Here is a 2,461-nt window from a genome sequence, read left to right as displayed (position 1 = left end):
TTCTTGTTTCTGTAGTGTATGGAGTTCCGGGTCGATAAGTACCCCATGATGGTGAACATGGTAAACAGGATGACCGTAAACATTAGGAAAACAATGTTTATGTACTCTAAAATCATATTGAATACGCCGCTATCCATTTATTCTATCTATCATTTTGTTTGGAAATGCCAATAATTGGTTCAATAAGGAATTCCTGTTACTCCCCGTTTGGGATTTCGTATTGGGGGCTTCAAAAGTCTCAGAAAGATCAAAGGTCAGATTTTCCTGAAACAAGCGATTATCCAAGGCTTCGAGGACCTCTGCGGCCTTTTCCCGAATCTCCATATTTGGATCATTGGTGAGTCGTTTTAAAAAATGTAATTCCTTTTCATCACCCACGGCGACCACTTCATCCATCAAAATGAGTTTGGCCTCATCATCACAGGTTCGAAAAAGATCCTCAAAAACACTAAAGGGCTTAAAATCATTCTTTGGGGACGCCATCGTATCCTTTGAAAAATGCTTTGGCTCCGATATCCTGAACTGTTGCATGATTTGCTCAATTCTATGCTTTATGGCCTTATGGTTCGATTTTGAAAATAATTCTTCCAACAAGGGAATTTCACGTTGATCGCCCAGTTCCTCTATGTCATCCAATAAACGCATGGTGATCATGGTTTCCGCATCATAGTATTTTGGTTCGGGAAGACTGGAAAGAATGTCCAAGGTCTCCTGACTTATTGGTTTCGTAGCTTCGTTAATATCCGCTTCAGCGTCAAAGGAAACAAATCGCAATGAAGACGAAAAAGGGATGTCATCCTCCACGGGCCATTCAATGGAGTCCTTCCCTGTTTCTTTTTGTTCAGTTTTAGGGGTTTCTGATTTTATTGCTTCATGATTCTCTTCTGTCATATGTATGTCATTTTCCATGGATTCTTCCATAGGTACTGAATCTGCAGCACCTTCTTCTTCACTTTCAGTAACAAGTGGTAAAAAGTCAAAAAACGGAGTGTTTTCCCCGTTTAAATCAAAATCCCTGATCGATTCCTCTATGCTTGGAATTGCTTCAGGCACATTTGAAGGTTGTTCGTTATGTACATTCGGTTGCTCTTTAAGAAGGTCTTCCGCTTCCCCAACATTCGAGTTGGCAACTACATGGGGCAAAAAGGAACGTGCAATGGTATCGGGGTCATCGCCGATTCCCACTTCCATTTCTTCTTTTTCCTCCGGAATAACAGTACGATCCCCAGAAGTTGGTGCTGCATGTTCATAGGCCTCATACATGGTATTCTCGCTAAAATCATCTACGTAATCCTCTATGTTTGGCAGGGTATCGTTTGCTCCATCCATGCTATCATGGGTTTCCTCTGCATTGACCACAATCGGCAAAAATCCAAGGTTCAATACGGGCGTGGTTTCTTTCAAAGGTTCGGTATCACTTTCCCCTAGGTCCCCTATTTCGAATGGAATATCGATTTCTTCCTCAGGGACCTGCCCTAAGGGTTCGCTGATATTGGTAAAATCCTCCGACATATCTATTTCGCTGGGAGCTTCGTACGCTTCAACAGTTTCTTCTTCTTCCTCATTTTCGACCTCTAATGGGGCCACATTTTCCTCCACACCAAAGGTTGTCTCGGAATCTTCCGATAATGGAGATTGTTCTTTTTCAGCTATCGCGTCCACCTGTTTTAATACAACATGGGTATCCGGTTCTTCGATAACCTCTTCAACGTCCTGTTCTATTTGATGTTCCTTATCGTCCAGGTCTTTAAAAACAATATCTTTGGGTATCTGGTTGCCTTTTAAATGCATAATACCCCGTGTAGGAATGACACTTTCGGGGGCAATGGCATTGATACTCCCATGCGCCTTACTCCGCACCGAGAAATTGGATTCCTTGGTATCGATCGAACGTAGAAACTCGAGGTCCTTCGTAGTGCCCAATTCGGCCATGGCATCGAGAATAGCAATTTTAATATCTATGGAGCTTTTCCAAAAAACCGTTTTCATGGTAGGTAGGGCCTCGACCACATGAAACTCCTTGATACAATTTATCGCTTCTTTTTTGATGTGTTCATTGCGATGTTTCACCAATTCCGTAATAGATGCAAAGGCATCATTTTGATTGTAATATTTGATCAATCTAAGGGCAAAAAGAACGACATGTTTATTGCTTGAAACCAACCAGGCCTTGAATCTTGGAGGTTGAAAATCATCCTGATTCCTGATGACATCCAAGAGTTTAAGCTGTTGCCATTCTGATATTCTATATTCGGTAGTATCCAGAAAGTAGTTCAACCCTTCTGTATTAAGGGAAATTATCGCTATTTCCGCCTGCTTGCGTATGGTTCCTCTTTTATCATTTATAAATCTTTTGATAAATCCGTAGGATTCGGCTACTTGCATTTGGGCGAGTTCATAAATTCCCTTTGATATGATCTGCCAACGCCAACTTTTTAACTTTTTGAACGCATCCTTGTGC

The 2,461-nt window shown here is 41.5% G+C and carries 1 protein-coding gene; it reads right to left on the bottom strand.

Annotated elements, in window-relative coordinates:
- Positions 1–129: 129 nt before the first annotated feature.
- Positions 130–2,461, bottom strand: a 2,332-nt coding sequence (locus tag WBM98_RS00565; protein ID WP_424364064.1) for a HEAT repeat domain-containing protein, incomplete at its 5' end; no start/stop codon positions are given.

It is taken from the genome of Maribacter sp. (assembly GCF_049667165.1).
Taxonomy (GTDB): domain Bacteria; phylum Bacteroidota; class Bacteroidia; order Flavobacteriales; family Flavobacteriaceae; genus Maribacter_A.
The sequence above is the reverse complement of the archived record's forward strand: the minus strand, read 5'-3'. Positions and strand labels throughout refer to the sequence as shown.